Raw genomic sequence first — 18015 nt, 5'->3', positions numbered from 1 at the left:
GGCCGCTCATCGGCGTAACCACTGGGGGACGAATGGAAGTCAACGCGCTCGCCGACCGGCTCTTCCGCACGATCATGCGGCGCTACCCGGTCGACGCGACGATGCTCGGGCAGGACGGCGACCACGAGGCGCTCGTCGACCACAGCGAGGAGGCGGGGGAGCGGTTCAAGGCCGAGCTCGAAGAGATCGGGGAGCAGGCCCGGAAGCTGGAGCCGCGGAACCTCGACGAGCGGCTCACGCTGGGCATCGTGCTGCACGAGGTGCGCACGCAGGTCGAGGCCGTGGACAGCAGGCGGACCGAGTTCGCCATCAGCGCCAACATCCGCACGGTCGTCCCGGACACGCTCTACTTCCTGCCGCGGCTCCCGGTCGACACGCCGGAACGCCGGAACGCCTACCTCCAACGCCTGCGCAAGCTGCCCGGCCTGCTGGAGACCATCGCGCACCGCCACCGCGGCGGCCTCGCGCACGGCCGCACCCCCGTGGCACACCTGGTGGAGCAAGCCGTCGAGCTCCTCGACCGCCACCTGGCCAACCTCCAGGCGTTCGACGTCGTCGAGGGCGCCGCCGGGATCGTGGAGAACGAGGTCGGGCCGGCCATCGAGAACTACCGCGACGTGCTCAGGAACGAGCTCCTCCCGCACGGCCGCGACACCGAGCACGCCGGCCTGTGCTGGCTCCCGGACGGCGACCGCCTCTACCGGATGGCGATCCGCGCGCACACGACCGCCGACCTCGACCCCGAGGAGCTGCACGAGACCGGCATCAGGCTCATCGAGGACCTCAAGCAGGAGTTCGCCCGGTACCCCGACGCGTTCGAGCGCATCCGCACCGACCCCAGCTTGAAGCACACCAACGCCGAGGAGATGCTCGCCAACGCGCGCAAGGCCGTCGCGAAGGCGGAAGCCGCTGCGGCGCAATGGTTCCGCACGGTGCCTGAAGAGCGGTGCCGAGTCGAGGAAGCCGCGCCGACCGTTCCCGCGCAGGTGCCGCCGCACTACTTCCCCGGAGCGGACGACGGCAGCACGCAGGGCACCTACTTCGTCAACACGAAGGCGCCGGCCAACCGCCTGCGCATCGAGGACGAGGCGACGGCGTACCACGAAGCCGTGCCGGGCCACCACTTCGAGTTCAGCAGGATGAAGCTGCTCCACGACGTTCCCGTGCTGCGGCGCAAGGCCCCGATCAGCGCGTTCAGCGAGGGCTGGGCGTTGTACTGCGAGCGGCTCGCCGACGAGATGGGGCTGTACAGCGACGACGACGCCAGGCTCGGCATGCTCACGATGGACGCGATGCGCGCGGGCCGGCTCGTCGCGGACACCGGCCTGCACGCCAAGGGCTGGAGCCGGCAGCAGGCCGTCGACTACCTCACCGGGAACACCCCGATGCCGCTCGCCCAGATCGAGTCCGAAGTGGACCGCTACCTCGGCGAACCGGCGCAGGCGCTGGCGTACGTGGTGGGCAGGCTCAAGTTCCAGGAGCTGCGCCGCAAGGCGGAAAACGTGCTGCGGGAACGGTTCGACCTCCGCGACTTCCACGAGGTCGTGCTGAGCCACGGGCGGCTGACGCTCACCCAGCTCGACGAGGTCGTCGAGGAGTGGATCGCCGGTGTCTAGGCCCATCGAGCGCCTCTCCGACCTGATGCTCGAACGCAAACCGTTGCGGGCGAACCTGTTGGGCCTGCGGAACGACGCGGTGCCCGGTCGCCGAGCTGCTCTACTTCGTGCCCCAGCTCGGGAGTCTGCGGTCGGTACCCGGCTTCCTCGCCACCATCGCCGAACGGCACCGCGTCGGCACCGCCGCCGGCCGCACGCCGGTGGCCCACCTGGTCGAGCAGCTGATCACGTTGCTGGACCGGCACATCGCCGAGAACGACGAGCTCCGCCCTGCCCTGCGGACCTACCGCGACGTGCTGACCCACGAGGTCCTCCCGCACGGCCGCGACGCCGAGCACGCCGGCCTGTGCTGGCTCCCGGACGGCGAGACGCGCTACCGCAAGGCCATCCGCGCGCACACCACCCTCGACCTCGACCCGCACGAGCTGCACGAGACCGGCATCAAGCTCATCGCGGACCTCAACGAGGAGTTCGCCCGGTACCCCGGCGCACTACGTGGCACCCGCACTCGACGGCAGCCGGCCCGGCACCTACTTCGTGCCCGTCCAGAACCCGCACACCCGACTCCGGATCATCGAGGAGGCGACGGCGTTCCACGAGGCGGTGCCCGGCCACCACTTCGAGAACGCGCGGATCGCGATGCTCGGCGACCTGCCGTTGCTGCGCCGCAAGGCCCCGCTCGGCGCGTTCAGCGAGGGCTGGGCGTTGTAATGCGAACGGCTCGCCGACGAGATGGGCCTGTACAGCGACGACGACGCGAGGCTCGGCATGCTCGTGATGGACGCCAAACGCGCGGGCAGGCTCGTCGCCGACACCGGCCTGCACGCCAAGGGCTGGAGCAGGCAGCAGGCCATCGGCTACCTCGTCGAGAACACCCCGATGCCCCGCGAACTGGTCGAGGGCGAGGTCGACCGCTACCTCTCCGAACCGGGGCAGGCGCTGTCCTACGTGGTCGGCAGGCTCAAGTTCGAGGAACTGCGCCGCAAGGCGGAGGAACTGCTGCAGAACCGCTTCGACGTGCGCGATTTCCACGAAGTCGTGCTGGGCGCGGGGCGGCTCACCCTCGGGCTGCTCGACGAAGTCGTGCGGAAGTGGGTAGAACGGCAGGCATGAAAACCGCCGCGGCGGCTGCCGCCCTGCTCCTGCTCGTCACGTCGTGTTCGAGCGAGCCGGACCTGCCGCACCGCGAGCTGCCCCCGGTGGGCGCCGTGTTCGACTACCAGATCGGCGGCGCCTACCAGCCCGACGTGCCGGTCAAGATCGTCGTGCGCGACCGCAGCAAGACGCCGGATGGGCGCCGCTACAACATCTGCTACCTCAACGCGTTGCAGACGCAGCCGGAGGGGATGGAGGGCGGGCTGAACTGGTGGCGGGACAACCACGCCGACCTGCTCGTCAAGAAGAAGAACGGCGAGCCCGCCATCGACGACGAGTGGAACGAGGGCATCCTCGACATCTCCAGCGACGACAAGCGCGCCAGGATCCTCGAGATCCAGAAGAAGTGGATCAAGGGCTGCAAGCAGTCGCTGTTCAAGGGCGTGGAGCCGGACAACCTCGACTCCTACACGCGCTCGGACGGCGCGTTCGACCTCAACGCCACCAAGGAGTTCATGAAGGGCTTCGTGCGGTACGCGCACGAGCAGGGGCTCGCCGTCGCGCAGAAGAACACCGCCGAGCTCGGCACCGCGGGAAAGCGGGAGATCGGCTTCGACTTCGCGATCACCGAGGAGTGCCAGGTCAACGACGAGTGCGGCCGCTACGCCGAGGCGTTCGGCGACAACTTCATCCAGATCGAGTACACCGACGACGCGTTCCAGAAGGCCTGCGCCGATCGCGGCGGACGGGTGTCGGTCATCCGCCGCGACCGGAACGTCGTGCCGTACGGGCACGGCGACTACGTCTACGAGGTCTGCCCGCCCAGGGTCTGAGTCAGGAACGCCTGCCACTTCTCGGCCTGGCCGGTCGCGTCGCCGAAGAGGTGGTGGCCGACCGCGTTGGTGCCGTGGAAGCGGTAGAGGCCGTCCTGGCCGCGCACACCGAGGAAGTTGTGCGCGTCGTGCCGCACGACGTAGTCCACGACGCCGTGGATGCCGAACTCCTCGATGGTGACCTCGTCGCCGACCTCCGCGTCCTCGGGGACGCCGAGCGCGCGCAGCAGCACCGGCCACCTGTCGGCGCTGCCCTCCGGATGCGCCGGCCACTGCGCGAACACGTAGGTGCCCGGCCGGCCGGCGAAGTGCTTGACGTACTGGGCCAGCGTGAACAGGTACATGTCCCAGCCCTTCGACTGCTGGTCGACGAACTCGTCGCCCCAGCCGTCGGCGAGGATGCCGGTGTGCACGAACCGCAGCACGGTCGAGCCCTGGTCCCTGCCCTCGATCAGGTACTCCATCGCGTGGAACGTGCCGTCCTCGCCCTTGGCGCTCTCGTAGGCGAGGTGCTTGCCCGGTTCCCAGGCCGTGATCGTCGAGGACTCCTGGAAGAAGCCCATGTCGAGCGACATCCGGCCGCCGAGGCGCCCGTCGACGGTGTGCGGGCCCATGAACCACGAGTCGATGCCGGGTCCGGTCGCGATGGCGTCCCAGACCTGCTCGGGGGTTCCCCCGACCTCGACTTCCTTGCTGATCTCGAACTCGCGGGTCACTGCTCTTCCTCCTTGGCGCTGACGCTTGGGTGCAGGGCGACCACGATCCGGTGCGGACGTCCCCCTTCTGCCTGTTCGTCGTGGTACTTGGACACGAGCCGGGTCACCGCGGTCGCGAGCTCCTCCGCGAACGCCGCCCGGTCGGCCGCGGACGCGAACCGGATCTCGCCGTCCAGCGCGAACGTCGCCAGGCGCTTCTTCGCCTTGGTCGCGCCGCCCAGGAGCGATCCGACGTCGCGCACCAGCCTGGCCGACACCGCGAGCAGCCACCGCGCGGACAACCGGTCGGGTGAGCGCGCCGGGTCCGGCTGCACGGCCGCGAGCGCGGTCGGCGAGATGACGTAGGACGCGGCGGTCGCCTGCAGCAGGCGCTCGTTCACGTTGCCCTTGCGCCGTTCCTCGACCAGCTCCACCAGGCCGTGCTGTTCCAGCGTGCGCAGGTGGTAGTTCACCTTCTGCCTGGGCAGACCGACCTTCGCGGCGAGCATCGTCGCCGATCCTGGCTCTGCCAGCTCCGCGAGCAGCCGCGCTCGCACGGGGTCCAGCGACACCTCGGCCGCGGCCGGGTCCTCGATCACCGCCACTTCGAACATGGCTCCACGGTCGCACCGAAAACAAAATTAGTCAAGAACGAAGGTGCTGTCGGTGACTTTGCTCCACCTGGGTGGCTTTGGAGGCGGTACCGTAAGCGATGTCTCGATTGGTCGTTGCTTGTCTGCAACCCCTGAGGAGACAAGATGATCACGATGCTCGTCCTGACGGTGCTGGCGCTGCCCTTCGCCCTGACCGCTGCCAACGTGGGCAGACGCAGGTGGATCCGCAAGAAGGGCGTCGCCAGGGTGCGCGCCGGGCTCGCCATGTTCCACGACGAGCTGGCGCGCCAGGGCCTCAGCCACTTCTCAGGGCGCTGAGGACGTTCCCGGACGGCGACAACCGGGTGACCACGTCGCCGTAGCGGTCCAGCAGCGCGGCCGCGACCTCGTCGGGCGTCCCGACGACGGCGAACTCGTGCAGCACGTCGTCGGTGATCAAAGCGCTCATCTCCGCCCACTGCTGGCGCCGCGACATCCGGTGCAGCTCCTCGTGCAGCCCACCCCACCCGTGCAGGTCCAGCACCGGCCGGTAGGCGGGCGTCGACCCGTAGAAGGCGATCTGCCGCTTGACGTCGGCGATCTCCTCGTCGGTGGTCGCGGCGAACACCGGGCCGCTGATCTCGAACCCCTCCCACGACTTCCCGGCCTTCGCGCGGCCGCGTCCGAGCGCCGGCAGCGTCACCTCGCGCAGGTAGCGCGGCGTCGTGAAGTTGTGGCACAGGAACCCGTCCGCGACCTCGCCGGCCACCTCGGTCATCAGCTCGCCCACACCCGCCAGGTAGATCGGCGCGGTGCCGTGCGGGTTCGGGCCGGGGTTGAAGAACGGCGTCATCAGCGTGTGCGTGTAGAACTCGCCGCGGAACGCCAGCCGCTCACCGGTCTCCCACGCGTGCCAGATCGCCCTGACGGCCAGCACGAACTCCCGCATGCGCGCCGCCGGCCTGCTCCACGGCATGGAGAAGCGCTTGGTGATGTGCGCCTCGACCTGCGAGCCCAGGCCGAGGTTGAACCTGCCGCCGGACAGCAGCCGCAGGTCGTTCGCCGTGGTCGCCACGGTCATCGGGGAGCGGGCGAACGCCACCGCGATCGCCGTGCCGAGCTGGATCCGTTCGGTTGCCGCGGCCGCGCCGGCGAGCGCGAGGAACGGGTCGTGCTTGGTTTCGGCGAGCCAGAACCCGTCGTAACCGCGGTCCTCGGCCTGCCTGGCGATGGTCCCGACGTCGGTGGGGGTGTACTCGACGGCACTGCTGTCCAGCTTCATGCGGCGAGGTTATTGCCCCTACCGGCGCGGGGCCTCGCAGGCGATGCCGTTGCGGTTGCCGTCCAGCTCGACCCGGTAGCCGGGCTGGCCCCAGTGCAGCGGCGCCGCACCGGCCCGCCAGGCGTCCTCGCAGGAGGCGAAGAACACCGGCTTCGGCCTGGGCGTCGTCGTGGTCGGCTTGGGAGCCGGCGCGGGCGGCGGTGGGGCGGGGAGGCGGGCGTGGCGTCTGGCGTCCTGCCGTTGCAGGGCGGGCCCCAGAACCCGAGCGTGCCCTTCATCGCGGCCGCCTCGGCCTCCTTCATCGCGGCACTCGCGGCCGGGGTGGTGCGGCCGGCGCCGTTGCCCAGCGCGAGCAGGGCGTAGTCGGTGCCGTCGGCGAGGCTCAGCGCCTATGTCCAGCTGGGCGGGTGGGAGCGAGGGCGAGGTCGTGGTGACCGGCACGTCGACCGGTGCCGCCACGGGAACGGGCCGCGGCTACTGTGCGTTGGCCGTACAACCTGCACAAAGAGCGACCAGCAGCACGCCGCCCGCAGTTCTCCACCCCGACATGTGCCCGAATATGCACCCGGCCGGGAGCGTGGGCCAAGGTTACGTATTTGGAATCGATCGGTTCACGCGGTGACCGTTTTGAGATCTGGAACTGCGCAGGTCAGCCCTGTCGCGCCGGCTTCAGGGTCCACACGACGACCATCTCGCCGGTCGTGACGCCCTCGGCGTTGGTGATGGTGACGGTCACCGGGAACTCCGGACGCGTGCCCGAGTCGAGCTCCGCGAGCACCTCCTCGGCGGCGCGGCCGAGCACGGCCTCCGCTGTGAGCGCACCGAGCGCGAGCTTCTTGTAGGCGATGTCCGCGCGGGCGACCAGGGGCGTCGCCTTCCCCATGTGCTGGGCGAACGCGGCCATGACGACGGCGCCGGACGCCGTCTCGCCGAGGCCGAACATCATCGCGGCGTGCGGTCCGCCGACGTGGTTGCGCAGCGCCTCGTCGTCGGGCAGCGACGCGACGACCCGCGTGGGGGAGACCTCTTCGAAGTCGATGCCGGTGGTCTTCACCCACGGCACGGCCTGCTTCATGGCGTCGGCGACGAACGACACGTCTTGGCTCATGAGAACGGATGCTACTCGCGGGTAACCCAGCTGGCTACCCACCGGTAACCGGACATACCACTCCTCAGTGGACTGTGACTCGGAACTCGCTTGCGTTTCGCTGGACCGGGATGGATGCTTGTACCGAGCAACTAGTTGGGTGATACAAGCAACGAGGTGTGTGATGGCTGATCCGGGTGCTTGCCCCGGCGTCGGTGCCGGCATCGATCCCGAGCACGAGCTCGCGGACCGGGTGGGCATGGCGATGGTGCGGCTGAACAAGATGCACGCCCAGGTCTCCCATCAGATGGCCAAGCAGGGCATGGACAAGTCCGCCTTCGTGCTCCTCGCGACGCTCTCCGGTCTCGGTGAGTGCCGCTCGAGTGCGCTCGCGGAGGCGGTGCTCTCCGACCCGTCCACGGTCAGCAGGCAGGTAGCCGGGCTGGTGAAGGACGGGCTCGTCGAGAGGCGTGCTGACCCGGCCGACGGCAGGGCCAGCGTTCTCGCGGTCACCGGAGCGGGCCGCGAGCTGATCTTCGAGCGACGCCGGATGCGCAACGAGGCGCTCGAGCAGGTGTTCGCGAACTGGTCCGACGAGGAGTTCAAGGGCTTCGCGGACTTGTTCGAACGCTTCGTGCAGGACTACGAGCGCACGATCCCGGCGCTTTTGACCGATCGCGGGACGGGGACCCGCGCAGGAGGGGAAGACCAGTAATGTCAACAACAACCGATGCGACACCCACGCCAGGGGTATCCCTGACGCATCGCCAGATCATGACGATCCTGTCCGGCCTGCTGCTGGGCATGTTCCTCGCGGCGCTGGACCAGATGATCGTCGCCAGCGCCATGAAGACCATCGCCGACCAGCTGCACGGGCAGACCCTGCAGGCGTGGGCGACCACGTCCTACCTGATCACCGCGACGATCACGACCCCGTTGTACGGCAAGCTGTCCGACATTTACGGGCGCAAGCCGATGTACCTCGCGGCGATCTCGCTGTTCCTCGTCGGCTCGTTGCTGGCCGGCATCGCGACCACGATGTACGAGCTGGCCGCGTTCCGCGCGGTGCAGGGCCTCGGCGCCGGCGGTCTGATGTCGCTGGCGTTCGCGATCATGGCGGACATCATCTCGCCGCGGGAGCGCAGCAAGTACTCCGCCTACTTCATGGCGGTGTTCGGTTCGGCGAGCGTGCTCGGACCGGTCATCGGCGGTGTGTTCGCGGGTCTCGACTCGTTCTTCGGCGTCACCGGCTGGCGCTGGGTGTTCCTGGTGAACGTGCCGATCGCGCTGCTCGCGCTGTTCGTCGTCGCCCGCGTGCTGAACATCCCGCACCAGCGGGTCGACCACCGCATCGACTTCGGTGGCGCGGCCGCGCTGACCGTTGGCCTGGTGCCGCTGCTGATCGTCGCCGAGCAGGGCCGTGAGTGGGGCTGGGCGTCTGCCACCTCGATCACCATGTACGTCGTCGGCGTGCTCGGCCTGGTCGCGTTCGTGTGGGTCGAGAACCGCATGGGCGACGAGGCGTTGCTGCCGATCCGGTTGTTCCGCAACCACACGTTCGCGCTGGGCAACACCATCAACTTCGTACTCGGCATCGGCATGTTCGGCGGCATGGTCTCCATCCCGCTGTACCTGCAGATCGTGAAGGGCGTCTCGCCGACGACCGCGGGCCTGATGCTGCTGCCGATGACGTTCGGCATCATGTCGGCCACCGCGATCTCCGGGAAGATCACCTCGTCGACCGGTCGCTACCGGATCTTCCCGATCATCGGCGCCGGCCTGATGGCGATCGCGTTGTTCCTGTTCAGCACGATCGGCACGGACACGCCGAACTGGCTGACCATGATCTACATGTTCGTGATGGGCGCCGGGCTGGGCCAGTGCATGCAGACGCTGCTGCTGGCGATCCAGAACGACGCCGAGCCGCGGGACATGGGTGTGGCGACGGCGTCCGCGACGTTCTTCCGCCAGATCGGTGGCACGGTCGGCACCGCGGTGTTCCTGTCGATCCTGTTCAGCACGGTCGGCGACAAGATCGCCTCCGGGCTGCGGGCGGCGATGCAGACCGACGCGTTCAACGCGGCGCTGCGGGCGAACCCGGAGTTCGCGAAGTCGCTGCAGGGCGGGTCCGGTGTGGACATCAACAACACCGAGTTCCTCAACCACCTCGACCCGGTGCTGGCGCGGCCGTTCCTGGACGGCTTCTCCAGCGCGATCGACACGGTGTTCATGACCGGCGGGATCGTGATGGTGGTGGCGTTCGTGCTCGTGTGGTTCCTGCGCGAGAAGCCGCTGTCGACCAGGTCGGGCCTGGAGCGCGTCGCCGACGCGGAGGCCGTGGCGGTCCACTAGCCGGCAAACGCAAAAGGGCCGTCCTCCACACGGGGGACGGCCCTTTCCGGCGCGCTCAGTGGAACGTCTCGCCGCGTGCCTCGGCATCCTTCAGACGCTGGTAGGAGCGCTTGATCTCGGCCTCGGCCTCGGTGCGACCCACCCAGGTCGCGCCCTCGACGCTCTTGCCGGGCTCCAGGTCCTTGTAGACCTCGAAGAAGTGCTGGATCTCCAGCCGGTCGAACTCCGCCATGTGGTGGATGTCGCGCAGGTGCTCGTGCCGCGGGTCGTCGGCCGGCACGCACAGAACCTTGTCGTCGCCGCCCTTCTCATCGGTCATGCGGAACATGCCGATGGCGCGGGCCTTGATCAGACAGCCGGGGAACGTCGGCTCCTGGACGAGAACGAGGGCGTCCAGCGGGTCGCCGTCCTCACCCAGGGTGTCCTCGATGAACCCGTAGTCGGCCGGGTACTGCGTAGACGTGAACAACGTGCGGTCGAGGCGGATGCGACCAGTCTTGTGGTCCACCTCGTACTTGTTGCGCACGCCCTTGGGGATCTCGATCAGGACGTCGAACTCCACTGGTCCTCGCTCATGTAGCCCATTCGTGACGCCACTAGTGTGGACCACGACGCCCTGTCAACCCTCATCGGAGCCGCGGCCGGAGGGTGTGACATTGCCCGTACCAACCCGACGGAGGCCCTCTTGCCGGACGACCCCCAGTGGCCGACCGACGACGACGACACCACCAGGACGTCGCCAGCCTCCCCAACTCCGCCGCAGGTCACCACCCCTTCCCCTGACCACCCGACCCTCACCCTGCCCCTCGCCCCCGTCCTCACCGCACCGTCCACACCGGAACCCCCGCCCTCGTCCCCGGTGACCGCCTCCACCGCCACTCCTGCCTCACCCTCCACGACCGCCGCCGAGCCCTCCGGCACGCCTGCCACCTCAGCGAACGGCCCCAAAGCCGATCCATCGGGTGAACCTTCGAGTGGTGATGCTCACGAGCCGGTTGGTCTGAACGGCGGCGAACCCTCTCCGGCGCCTTCGGCCGCCGCGGCTTCTCCTGCCGCCCCGAACTCCACTTCCGCAGCCTCTTCCGCTGCCCAAGATCCCGCCGACGCTGTGGCCGCTTCGGAGCCTGAGTCCGTGGACGCCGCTGCCACCCCGGATTCCGCTTCCGCGGACACCGCTGCTGCCTCAGGTTCCGCGCCTGCGGACGCCGCTGCCGACTCCTCGACTCCGGCCTCCGCTCCTGCCCCTGGGCCCGCCGACGCCTCGACCGCCGCTCCGGACGCCGAGCCCGCCGAGGCCTCAACCGCCGCTTCAGACCTCGAGCCCGCCGACTCCTCGGCCACCCCGGACTCCGAGCCCGCCGACTCGTCCGCAGCTCCGGATCCCACGCCCGCCGCCAAGCCGTCCGCTACTCCGGATCGCGCGCCTGCCGCAGCCCCGTCGACCGCGACCGCTCCCGAGCAGGCAGACCCGTCTTCCGCTCCGCCTTCCTCGGCCGCTCCTGACTCCGGATCCGCCGACTCCTCGACCGCTCCGGCCGCCGTGCCCACCTCGGCCTCCGCCGCGATTCCGGCCGACACCGCACCCGTCACCGACGCTCCCACCGACACCGCTGGCGCCGACGCCACCTCGGACCCCGCCCCTCCGGCTTCCGCAGCGCCTTCGTCAGCCGCTCCAGGGGCCTCCCCGAAGTCCACAACCACCTCGGCCCCAGAGCCCGCTCCAACGGCCCCCGCCCCGGCCGCGGACCCTGCTGCCAAGTCGGCCTCCGCCACCACCTCGGTCTCCGCCGCGCCACCACCCACCTCGGCCCCAACCTCCGAGGACGCAACGCTCGAAGTCCCGATCCCCGCCCCACCCACCACCTCAAGGCCCTCCACACCCGCGAGCCCTTCCTCCGAGGCACCCTCCACCCCTCGGCCGTCCTCCACCCCGACGTCACCCGCTGCCGCCCAACCCTCTCCTCCGCCCCGCGCCCCCGAGCCCTCCTCGGACGAGGCGCCCCCGCGCGAGCCGGCATCACCCGAGCCACCCGCCGCAGCCGCATCGACGCCCACATCCGACCCGACGCCCGAACCCGAGTCGCGACCTGCCGAGGAACCCTCCCTCGCACCCGAGTCCCGGCCCGCCGCGGGCCCGTCGCCCGCAGCCAAGTCGCGGCCTCCCGCAGAGCCGTCCCCTCCCGCAGAGCCGTCCCCTTCGGCAGAGCCGTCCCCTTCGGCAGAGCCGTCCCCTTCGGCAGAGCCGTCCCCTTCGGCTGAGCGGACCCCTGCCACCGCATCCAAGCCAACCCCCGAACAGCCGCCCGCCCGGCCTTCACCCCCCGAACCTCCGGCCGCAGCCGCCCCACCACCTCCGGCTCCGGCCGACCCACCGCGCGCAACCCCGATGCGCATCACCCCGGCTTCCGGCCGAGGCGAGCCCCCGCGCATCGAACCCGCCCCCACCGTCGAACCACGCAGCGACCAAACGCGCCTGGTCCCCAAACCCGTTCTCCCACCCCAGCCCTCGTCCGCACCTCCCGCCGAGGCCACAAAGCCGCCGGCACCCGAGCCGAAGCCCGCACAGCCACCTACCAACCCGCCTCACGCGGCACCAGCAACCCCCAGGCCGGACCAAGCGACCACGGAACTGCCAGTCCCACCTGGCAAAACCGAAACCGCCCAGCCAACGCGTACCGACCAGACAGACCAGGCATCGCGCACCGACCAGCCATCGCGCGATGACCAGCCATCGCCGACGCCGCAGCCGCCGCAGATCAAGCTGCCCTCGCGCATCGAACTGCCGTCTCGCGCCGACGAGCCGGAACAGCCACTGCACACCGAGCGGCCTTCGGACACTGAGCGCCCCTCGGACCCCGAACGGCCGTCGGACCCCGAACGGCCGTCGCGCACCGAACAGCACTCGCGCACGGAGCAACTCCCACGCCCGGCCCAGCCACCGCACACCGAGCAGCCGTCGCGACCTGAGCCCGCGCCCCGCACCGAGCACCCGCTAGCTGCTGACCACCCGCGTCCCACCGACCAACCGCCGACTGTCGGCCAGCCGCTTCGCACCGAGCACCCGTCGGCTGCCGACCAACCGCGCCCCACGGACCGACCGCCAACAGCCGACCAGCTGCTTCGCACCGACCAGCCGCCGACAGCCGACCAGCCGCCGCGAACCGAGCGCCCGTCGACTGCCGAGCAGCCCTCGCCAGCTGAAGAACCCGCGCGCACCGACCGCCCGTCGTGGGACGAGGAGCCGTCGCGCGTCGGGCAGCTCACCGAGGAGTCCGAGCCGGAGCAGGCACGCCCGGAAGCGCCACGGCACGAGACGCGGGACCGTTCGTGGTCCGGGCGGTCGGCGCAGGAACAGGCGGCGGCCGAGCAGACCGACGTCGAACGGCCTGAGGTCGAGCAGCGGCGTGAAGGTTCGGGGCTGGAGCAGCGCCAGTTCCCGAGCTACGGGCAGCCGAAGGAACAGGCCGACCGCGAACCGGCACGGCCCGAGCAGCTCCGGCGAGAGCCCGCCCGTCCAGAGCCGCAACCTCGCCCAGAACAGCAGCCTCGACCCGATCAGGCGCGCTCGGACCAAGCACGCCCGGACCACACACCTGCGGACCACGCACCTGCGGACCACGCACCCGCGGACCAGCCGCGCTCGGACCAGACGCGCGTCAACCAAGAGCGTCCGGATCAAAGGCGTGCTGAGCAGGAGCGATCCGATCGGGAACGTTCTGAGCAGACCCGCACCGAGCAGGAGCGTCCTGACCAGACGCGACCGGACCGAACTCGGGCCGAGCAGGAGCGTCCGGACCAGCGTCGTCCAGACCACGGACGTCCAGCGGCAGGGCAACCGGAACAAGCACGGCCTGAAGCAGGGCGTCGCGATCAGGTTCGTCCTGATCGGTTCCGGCCCGACCAGGGAAGGTCCGACCAGGGCAGGCCGGAGCACGGGCGCTCTGGTCAACCGCACGTTGGGCTGCACCAGCCTGGCCGACCTCCTGTCAGGCAGCCGCGGCCGGGACCCCTCGGGCATGGGCAGGAGCGGACCGAGCAGGTGCGGCCTGAGGCGTTCCGGCAGGAGCCACAGCGCCACGATCCACAGCGCCACGACCAGCCGCGTCCCGACCAAGCGCGTCCCGACCAAGCGCGTCCCGACCAAGCGCGTCCCGACCAGCCGCGTCCCGACCAGCCGCGTCCCGATCAAGGACGGCCAGATCAGGCGCGGCCGGATCACGGGCGCCGGGAGCAGGCGTGGCACGACCAGGGACGTGCGGACCAAGGACGACCCGACTCGCTCCGGCCGCAGGCGCGTCCTGACCAGCCGCGGCACGATCAGGCTCGTCCGGGGCAGGCGCACCCCGGCCAAGCACGACCTGGGCAGGCACACCCTGGCCAAGCTCGCCCGGACCAGCCCCGCCCGGACCAGCCCCGCCCGGACCAGCCCCGCCCGGACCAGCCCCGCCCGGACCAGACTCGTCTGGATCAAGGCCGTCCGAACCAGACTCGCCTGGACCAAGGCCGCCTGGATCAGACCGGCCCGGACCAGGGCCGCCAGGACCAGGCGCGTCCCGACCGCGGACGCCCCGGCCAAGGCCGAACCGATGCGCAGCGGCCCGACCAGCAAAGGTCCGACCAGCAGCGGCCCGACCAGCAAAGGCCCGACCAGCAAAGGTCCGACCAGCAGCGGCCCGACCAGCAGAGGCCTGACCAGCGCGGTCCTCACGCGTTGGACCAGCGGTGCGGTGACCAGGCGTGGCCGTACGCGCAGCGCAAGGAGCCGCAGCACCACGAACCGCTCACCAGGCAGGACCTCCAGCGGCCCAGCCAAAGGCACGCACCAGCGGCCCTGCACCAAAACGGCTCTCACCAGAACGGCCAACAAAACGGTCACCAGAACGGTGCGCACCAGAACGGCGCGGCGCAGCGCCCTGACCTCACCCACCCCGAGACCGTCCGCATCGCCCCGGTCCAGCGCCCACCCCAGCACCAGCCAAAGCGCGCCGAAGAACCCAAAGAACTCCCCGGCCACGACGAAGAGCTAGAAGACCGCCTGACCGAGGCCAAGCCAAAGACCAAGACCCACACCGACACCGAGCCCGACACCGAGCCCGAAACCGACCAGCCCAAGAAGACCCGCAAACCCCTGGCCATCGCCCTGGCCGTGCTGGTCGTCGCCGCCCTCACCGGCGCCACGATCTTCGCGGTCAACGAGTTCAGCGGCCAAGCGGCTGTCGAGACCAAGCCGCCCGCGGCCCCGGTCGACGTCCAGCCGCTCGTCAAACCGGCCAGCGCGCAAGGCACCGCACCGACCCCGCAGGGCGTGCAACGTGCGCTTGCCGGACCGGCGGGCAGCGGGGCCCTCGGCACGCTCACCGGCAGCGTGGTCGACCCCGCCACGGGCACCGTGTTGTGGCAGCAGGGCGACACGAACCCGGCCACGCCCGCGTCGAGTCTCAAGGTGCTCACGGCGGCGGCCGCGTTGTTGGAGCTCGACAAGACGGCGCAGCTCAGCACCAAGGTCGTGCGGGGCGCGGAACCCGGCACGGTGGTGATCATCGGTGGCGGTGACCCCACCATCTCGGCCACGCCGGGGAGCAGTGTCTACCCCGGTGCGGCGCAGCTCGACGACCTCGTCAACCAGGTCAGGCAGCAGGGGCCGGTCACCAAGGTCCTCTACGACCTGGGCAGGTACGCCGGCGAGCAGATGGGGCCGCAGTGGGAGACCGTCGACATCGCGGGCGGGTCGGTCGCGCCGATCGTGCCGTTCATGGTGGACGGTGGGCGGCTGGACCCGCGGAAGGTCGAGGTGGCGCGGACGCCGAACCCGGCTCAGCAGGCGGCTGACGCGTTCGCGGCCAGGCTCGGCGCGACAGCGGCTCCGGGGGTGGCGCCGCCGGGTGCGCAGACGATCGCCGAGGTCAAGAGTGCGTCGATCGAGCAGCTCGTCGACAACATGATGCAGATCTCGGACAACGTGCTCACCGAGGCGGTTGCCAGGGAGCTCGCCATCAAGACCGGCAACGAGCCGTCGTTCGCGGGTGGGGTCAAGGCGGTCAGGGAGACGCTCACCAAGCACGGGTTCGACCTCAGCGGGGCGAGCTTCGTGGACGGCAGCGGGTTGTCGGCGACCAACAAGATCCCGGCCAAGCTGCTCACGGACGTCCTCATGGCCGCCGCGAAGCCCGCGTTGGACGACAGGACGGCGAAGTTGCGGCCGTTGCTCACGTCACTGCCGGTCGCGGGTGGCAGTGGCACGCTGGCCGGGCGCTACGGCGGGGTGGCGGCGCAGGGCAAGGGCTGGGTGCGGGCCAAGACGGGCACGCTCACCGGCGTCAACGCGCTGGCCGGGGTGGTGGTCGACGAGGACGGCAGGGTGCTGGTGTTCGCGTTCATGTCGGCGAGCCCGGGCAACCCGGAGACCGAGGTGCGGCCGGCGTTGGACGTGCTCGCGACGGCGTTGCGAGGCTGTGGCTGTTCGTAGCGGGCCGTGCGCAGGTAGCGTCGGCGGGGTGAACGGCGCGACGGAGGCAGAGCTCGGACCGGTGGACTGGGAGCTCGCGGTGGCGACCGCGACCCGGTTGGTGCGGCCCGGTCCGGCGATCGACAGAGGCGAGGCCGAGCACGTCGTCGGCCGGCTTCGTGAGCTCGCGCCGCAGGCCGAGGTGCACGTCCGCGAGCTCACCGGGCTCGGGCAGGGGTTGCCGCTGCTGCCGGGCGAGGTCGTGGACCGGCCGGCGTGGGTGAAGGCGGCCGCACAGGGGCTGCAGGCGCTCACGGATCCGGCGGTGCCGCGCCAGACCGGTGCGATGGCGAGCGTGCTGGCCGGCACGGCGGGTGTGCAGGCCGGTGTGGTGCTGTCGTTCCTGAGCTCGCGGGTGCTGGGGCAGTACGACCCGTTCAGCCCGAGCGACCAGCTGGCCGGGCGGTTGCTGTTGGTGGCGCCGAACATCGTTGGCGCGCAACAGGCTCTGGACGTCCCGGCGGACGACTTCCGGATGTGGGTCTGCCTGCACGAGTGCACGCACCGGCTGCAGTTCACCGGGGTGCCGTGGCTGCGCCGGTACTTCGCGGAGCAGGTCACCACGCTGCTCTCCACAATGGACGAGGACAGGGCGCCGCTGACGGACGTCCTGCGCGACTTCCGCACGAAGCTGCGTGCGGGCGACGGTCCGATCGGGCTGATCGAGCTGATCCAGTCACCGCAGCAGAAAGCCGTGCTGGACCGGCTGATCGCACTGTCCACTTTGCTCGAAGGCCACGCCGACCACGTGATGGACGCGGTCGGGGACACGGTTGTGCCGTCGGTGGCGACGATCCGCAGCCGCTTCACCGTGCGCCGCAAGGGCGGCGGGCTGCTTGACCGGGTGCTGCGCACGCTGCTCGGCGTCGAGGCGAAGGTGCGCCAGTACGCGGAGGGGGCGGCGTTCACCGAGTACGTCGTCGAACGCGTCGGGATGGACGGCTTCAACGCGGTCTGGACCAGCGCCGACACCCTGCCGACCCGCGCGGAGATCGCCGAGCCGATGACCTGGCTGCGCCGCGTGTCCCCGTGAGCGCGGCACCGTGAACGGCCCGGTCTTTGAGGTCAGGACGGCGGTCAGGCGGTTCCTCGACGAGGTGCGGCCCGACCGCGTGACCGTCGCGGTCTCCGGCGGCGCCGACTCGCTCGCACTGGCCGCCGCCACCGCACAGCTGGTGCCCGACGCCCAGGCGGTGGTCGTCGACCACCAGCTCCAGCCGGGTTCGGGTGACGTCGCGTTGCGGGCGGCGGGCATCTGCGCGGATCTCGGTCTCACGGCGCGTGTCGAGCCCGTCGTCGTAGAGGGCCGCGGCGGTCCCGAAGCGGCGGCCCGCAAAGCTCGCTACGGCGTGCTCAGACCGCAGAACGGCGTGGTGCTGCTGGGGCACACCATGGACGACCAGGCGGAGACCGTTCTGTTGGGTCTTGGTCGTGGTTCCGGTCCACGCTCGATTGCCGGCATGCGCGCCTATGACCCGCCATGGGGTCGGCCGCTGCTGAACGTCGCCCGCGCCACGACGCGCGCCGCGTGTGTGGAGCAGGGCATCGAAGTGTGGGAGGACCCACACAACAACGACCCGTCGTTCACCCGTGTGCGCCTACGGCAAGAAGTGCTGCCTCTGCTTGAGAACGTGCTTCAGGGCGGGGTGGCGGCGTCGTTGGCACGCACTGCGGCCCAGCTCAGGGAGGACTGCGACGCCCTCGACGAGCTCGCGGGGGCGTTCGAGGGCGACTGCTGCGCCGTGGACGACGTCGGCGAGCTGCCGGCCGCGTTGCGACGCAGAGTGCTCAGGTCGTGGCTCATCGGCGCGGGTGTGCCGGAACTGTCCGATTCGCACCTGCGCCGGGTCGACGCACTGGTGAGTGAATGGCGTGGTCAGGGCGGTGTCTGGCTACCCGGCGGCTTTGTCGCGCGCCGTGCGCATGGCAGGCTCCAGGTGGAACCGGAGTCTTAACC

At 70.5% G+C, this 18015-nt stretch carries 17 protein-coding genes and 2 pseudogenes; 11 read left to right on the top strand and 8 right to left on the bottom strand.

What is annotated here, in order from left to right; translation table 11 throughout:
- Positions 1-32: 32 nt before the first annotated feature.
- The 4 genes and pseudogenes from BBK82_RS12665 to BBK82_RS12650 all read left to right on the top strand — a co-directional run bounded on the left by BBK82_RS12665 (position 33) and on the right by BBK82_RS12650 (position 3544).
- Positions 33-1616 carry a DUF885 domain-containing protein gene (locus BBK82_RS12665; RefSeq protein ID WP_065915194.1) on the top strand — a complete coding sequence of 528 codons (1584 nt, stop codon included), beginning with the start codon at positions 33-35 and terminating at the stop codon, positions 1614-1616.
- 107 nt (positions 1617-1723) lie between these two features.
- Positions 1724-2104 (top strand): annotated as a pseudogene (locus BBK82_RS56710) (DUF885 family protein); the annotation flags it as partial.
- A gap of 7 nt (positions 2105-2111) precedes the next feature.
- Positions 2112-2729 (top strand): annotated as a pseudogene (locus BBK82_RS12655) (DUF885 domain-containing protein).
- The gene (locus tag BBK82_RS12650; protein WP_065915191.1) at positions 2726-3544 is read left to right on the top strand and encodes an endo alpha-1,4 polygalactosaminidase; all 819 of its coding nucleotides are present in this window, start codon (positions 2726-2728) and stop codon (positions 3542-3544) included. Before BBK82_RS12655 ends, BBK82_RS12650 begins: the two are co-directional and overlap by 4 nt.
- On the opposite strand, the gene BBK82_RS12645 is transcribed toward BBK82_RS12650, so the two are convergent.
- Both BBK82_RS12645 and BBK82_RS12640 read right to left on the bottom strand, forming a co-directional pair.
- The gene (locus tag BBK82_RS12645) at positions 3517-4260 is read right to left on the bottom strand and encodes an SRPBCC family protein (RefSeq protein WP_065915190.1); all 744 of its coding nucleotides are present in this window, start codon (positions 4258-4260) and stop codon (positions 3517-3519) included. The two genes, BBK82_RS12650 and BBK82_RS12645, sit on opposite strands and share 28 nt — an antisense overlap.
- On the bottom strand, positions 4257-4853 hold the full coding sequence (locus BBK82_RS12640) for an ArsR/SmtB family transcription factor (RefSeq protein ID WP_179953768.1): 597 nt from the start codon (positions 4851-4853) through the stop codon (positions 4257-4259). Before BBK82_RS12640 ends, BBK82_RS12645 begins: the two co-directional genes overlap by 4 nt.
- A 144-nt stretch (positions 4854-4997) precedes the next feature.
- Between BBK82_RS12640 and BBK82_RS50135 the strand changes: the two genes are divergently transcribed.
- The gene (locus tag BBK82_RS50135) at positions 4998-5171 is read left to right on the top strand and encodes a hypothetical protein (RefSeq protein WP_154697269.1); all 174 of its coding nucleotides are present in this window, start codon (positions 4998-5000) and stop codon (positions 5169-5171) included.
- Here BBK82_RS50135 and BBK82_RS12635 read toward each other — a convergent pair.
- Together BBK82_RS12635 and BBK82_RS52705 are read right to left on the bottom strand one after the other, a co-directional pair.
- On the bottom strand, positions 5149-6114 hold the full coding sequence (locus BBK82_RS12635; RefSeq protein ID WP_065915189.1) for a TIGR03617 family F420-dependent LLM class oxidoreductase: 966 nt from the start codon (positions 6112-6114) through the stop codon (positions 5149-5151). The genes BBK82_RS50135 and BBK82_RS12635 overlap by 23 nt on opposite strands.
- An 18-nt stretch (positions 6115-6132) precedes the next feature.
- On the bottom strand, positions 6133-6261 hold the full coding sequence (locus tag BBK82_RS52705; protein WP_065915188.1) for an excalibur calcium-binding domain-containing protein: 129 nt from the start codon (positions 6259-6261) through the stop codon (positions 6133-6135).
- Between the two features lie 72 nt (positions 6262-6333).
- Between BBK82_RS52705 and BBK82_RS52700 the strand changes: the two genes are divergently transcribed.
- Positions 6334-6477 (top strand): hypothetical protein, encoded by a 144-nt coding sequence (locus BBK82_RS52700; protein ID WP_218920609.1) that lies wholly within the window; start codon positions 6334-6336, stop codon positions 6475-6477.
- 286 nt (positions 6478-6763) lie between these two features.
- Here BBK82_RS52700 and BBK82_RS12625 read toward each other — a convergent pair whose 3' ends face one another.
- Positions 6764-7222, bottom strand: a complete 459-nt coding sequence (locus BBK82_RS12625; RefSeq protein ID WP_065915187.1) for a DUF4442 domain-containing protein — start codon at positions 7220-7222, stop codon at positions 6764-6766.
- 163 nt (positions 7223-7385) lie between these two features.
- Here BBK82_RS12625 and BBK82_RS12620 point away from each other — a divergent pair, with 163 nt between their 5' ends.
- Positions 7386-7916 (top strand): MarR family winged helix-turn-helix transcriptional regulator, encoded by a 531-nt coding sequence (locus BBK82_RS12620; RefSeq protein ID WP_065915186.1) that lies wholly within the window; start codon positions 7386-7388, stop codon positions 7914-7916.
- Positions 7916-9553 carry an MDR family MFS transporter gene (locus tag BBK82_RS12615; protein ID WP_065915185.1) on the top strand — a complete coding sequence of 546 codons (1638 nt, stop codon included), beginning with the start codon at positions 7916-7918 and terminating at the stop codon, positions 9551-9553. The genes BBK82_RS12620 and BBK82_RS12615 overlap by 1 nt, the downstream gene beginning before the upstream one ends.
- A 55-nt stretch (positions 9554-9608) precedes the next feature.
- Here the strand turns inward: BBK82_RS12615 and BBK82_RS12610 are convergent, their stop codons facing one another.
- The 3 genes from BBK82_RS12610 to BBK82_RS51550 all read right to left on the bottom strand — a co-directional run bounded on the left by BBK82_RS12610 (position 9609) and on the right by BBK82_RS51550 (position 14261).
- A complete protein-coding gene (locus tag BBK82_RS12610; protein ID WP_065915184.1) occupies positions 9609-10115 on the bottom strand; it encodes an inorganic diphosphatase in 507 nt (168 codons plus the stop codon).
- Between the two features lie 422 nt (positions 10116-10537).
- Complete coding sequence (locus BBK82_RS12600; RefSeq protein WP_065915182.1) at positions 10538-11482, bottom strand: hypothetical protein; 945 nt, start codon at positions 11480-11482, stop codon at positions 10538-10540.
- Positions 11483-12545: 1063 nt separating this feature from the next.
- A complete protein-coding gene (locus BBK82_RS51550; RefSeq protein WP_065915181.1) occupies positions 12546-14261 on the bottom strand; it encodes a pentapeptide repeat-containing protein in 1716 nt (571 codons plus the stop codon).
- Positions 14262-14264: 3 nt separating this feature from the next.
- Between BBK82_RS51550 and dacB the strand changes: the two genes are divergently transcribed.
- Genes dacB through tilS form a run of 3 tightly spaced genes read left to right on the top strand, consistent with a single transcriptional unit; the run spans position 14265 to position 18013 of the window.
- Complete coding sequence (gene dacB, locus BBK82_RS12590) at positions 14265-16019, top strand: D-alanyl-D-alanine carboxypeptidase/D-alanyl-D-alanine endopeptidase (protein ID WP_065915180.1); 1755 nt, start codon at positions 14265-14267, stop codon at positions 16017-16019.
- 28 nt (positions 16020-16047) lie between these two features.
- Positions 16048-17091, top strand: a complete 1044-nt coding sequence (locus BBK82_RS12585; RefSeq protein WP_065915179.1) for a zinc-dependent metalloprotease — start codon at positions 16048-16050, stop codon at positions 17089-17091.
- A 10-nt stretch (positions 17092-17101) separates the two neighbouring features.
- Complete coding sequence (tilS, locus tag BBK82_RS12580) at positions 17102-18013, top strand: tRNA lysidine(34) synthetase TilS (RefSeq protein ID WP_065915178.1); 912 nt, start codon at positions 17102-17104, stop codon at positions 18011-18013.
- Positions 18014-18015 lie beyond the last annotated feature (2 nt).

This window comes from Lentzea guizhouensis, from assembly GCF_001701025.1.
Taxonomy (GTDB): Bacteria; Actinomycetota; Actinomycetes; order Mycobacteriales; family Pseudonocardiaceae; genus Lentzea; species Lentzea guizhouensis.
This window is presented reverse-complemented; position numbering and strand designations above follow the sequence as displayed.